Source organism: Ectobacillus sp. (genome assembly GCF_056992975.1).
The window spans coordinates 1-1,957 of sequence record NZ_JBXKMX010000122.1; the positions used below are offsets into that span (position 1 = coordinate 1).

The window sequence follows — 1,957 nt, forward strand, 5'->3', positions numbered from 1 at the left end:
ATGCAGATCAAGTTCTTGGTGCTACTCTCCAGTTAGATGACTTGTATAAGAAAGATTGGAAACAAAAAGTAGAAAGTAGCGGTTTATCTGAGAAAGAAATTTTGTCTGCGTATGAACGAACCAAACTGGATAAAATGTCTTCTTTAGATGAACAAATGCAGTGGCTTACAGAAGCTGGGTTTTCTGATGTGGATGTTATGTATAAATATTATAACTTTGTTATATTATATGGAAAAAAAGCAAAATAAGCTACTACTATTGTATTCGCAATATGCCTATTGAAGTTCAACTTAATTGAAAAGAGGCACCAGTGAATGAGCAATATTTCATTTGTGGAGTGGGTAAAAGGAGATATAGAAAAGCAAGGCTATATCGGTGCAGACATTATTGGTAAACAAAATGAAGTCTTGGCAAATATACCATCGTCATTGCAGCAATTAGCAGAAGACGCATTATACAGCAACGCTGCGAAGCGTCCGCTTCTACTTTATATCGAATCGCTGCGGGATATGGATGAAGAGGTGCAACGAAAAAAAGACCTACTTGTACGATTTTTAGTCGAAGCTAAAAAATAAGCAAAAGACACAAGTAAATGTGCCCTTTGCTTATTTTTTTAGGGGTTGGATTGACATACCGTAAGCGATTGTTTCGTTTTTTGTATACAAACGAAATCCCGTTTTGTACTCTATGTGTAACTCTGGACCAATGTATTCTTTTGCATATGAATTGCATTGTAGAAATAATCCCTCATTTTCAAAAATCAGATTATCTTTATGTAATTCATCTTGAACGAGCTCCATATCGACTGTAGCACTGCAACTGCAAGATGGTAACACACGAATCGTAATAATGGCGGGATTCCCATAGGAACGAAGCATGGCTTCAGCTTTTTCCGTAATGTATATGTGCATTATTTCACCTTCTTAAAATTTAAATTATACAATTTAGAATAAAACGAATCTGTCCTTTTAGTTTACTATAAGGAGGGAATTACTTGAACAAAAATGCTTGTTTTTCATCCCATTTTTTTCAAATCATCGAAAACTCCTAAGCACTTCGCAATTTTAGTAAAAAAAATACATTTTTCTTCACTTCTCTTTGTGAATTAGACCTTCTTCTGGTATGCTAGTTACGTACATAATTTGGAGGTGTAATAATGAAATCATTTACTGTGCATTTTCATAATGAGGATCAAGTAGCAGCAATGAATGTTGAGAAGTTGAATGAGGAAGATTTTAATCGTGCAACTGCTGGTGGAACTCGTCATTTGTTTGAATTAGATACAAATGTAGGCTTTTTCGTATATTTTGACGCAGTAGACAGTGAAGGAAAAGAATCTTATCTTGTTCTTCAATATGAAGAAGAAAATGAAGATGCAAGTGCATGTTACTCCTTCGCCTTACAAGATTTTTATGAATTTTCCGCTCTATACTTAAATGATTTAGAATTTGATGAGGAAGACGATGAGGATGAGGAAAGCTATGGTCCGCTCCATCATCTAGCACATCTCATGTTCCATATCGTTGAAGAAGGAAAAACCGTTGAAGTATAAGTAAAGAAACACCGCTTAGCAATTAGCTAAGCGGTGTTTGATATTTACTAGAAAGATTGTAGTTGTTTTAAGCCATCACTTTTTTTAAAATATTGCTTTTCTCAATTCGGTCCACAACTTGTTTCATTACTTCATCTGGCTCAACAAGGGCAATACGAACATAGCCTTCGCCTGAAGGCCCAAATGCTTGACCTGGAATAACGACAACTCCCGCTCGGTCAATCAGAGCATATGCAAAATCTGAAGAAGTCCACCCATCTGGTATCTGTGCCCATATAAACATGCTTCCTGATGGTTTTTCTATGTTCCAACCAATGCTGCCAAGGCCGTCTATTAATGCATCTCTCCGTTTTTGGTAGATGCTACGGCTGTTTTCACAGAAAGAATCTCCATGTAAAAGTGCAG

At 36.2% G+C, this 1,957-nt stretch carries 4 protein-coding genes and 1 pseudogene; 3 read left to right on the plus strand and 2 right to left on the minus strand.

From position 1 onward, the window contains the following. A pseudogene (locus AC11ZT_RS06185) lies at nt 1–248 on the plus strand (SAM-dependent methyltransferase); the annotation flags it as partial. A 66-nt stretch (nt 249–314) separates the two neighbouring features. After that, entirely contained in the window at nt 315–575 is a 261-nt protein-coding gene (locus tag AC11ZT_RS06190) for a hypothetical protein (RefSeq protein ID WP_484058764.1), read from the plus strand. Between the two features lie 30 nt (nt 576–605). On the opposite strand, the gene AC11ZT_RS06195 is transcribed toward AC11ZT_RS06190, so the two are convergent. Next, the gene (locus tag AC11ZT_RS06195; protein ID WP_379968077.1) at nt 606–911 is read right to left on the minus strand and encodes an iron-sulfur cluster biosynthesis family protein; all 306 of its coding nucleotides are present in this window, start codon (nt 909–911) and stop codon (nt 606–608) included. Between the two features lie 245 nt (nt 912–1,156). Here AC11ZT_RS06195 and AC11ZT_RS06200 point away from each other — a divergent pair, with 245 nt between their 5' ends. Continuing rightward, the gene (locus AC11ZT_RS06200) at nt 1,157–1,552 is read left to right on the plus strand and encodes a cytosolic protein (protein ID WP_379968079.1); all 396 of its coding nucleotides are present in this window, start codon (nt 1,157–1,159) and stop codon (nt 1,550–1,552) included. Nucleotides 1,553–1,619: 67 nt separating this feature from the next. Here the strand turns inward: AC11ZT_RS06200 and AC11ZT_RS06205 are convergent. Beyond that, nucleotides 1,620–1,957: aminotransferase class I/II-fold pyridoxal phosphate-dependent enzyme (locus AC11ZT_RS06205; RefSeq protein WP_484058765.1), on the minus strand; the 338-nt coding region annotated here is incomplete at its 5' end.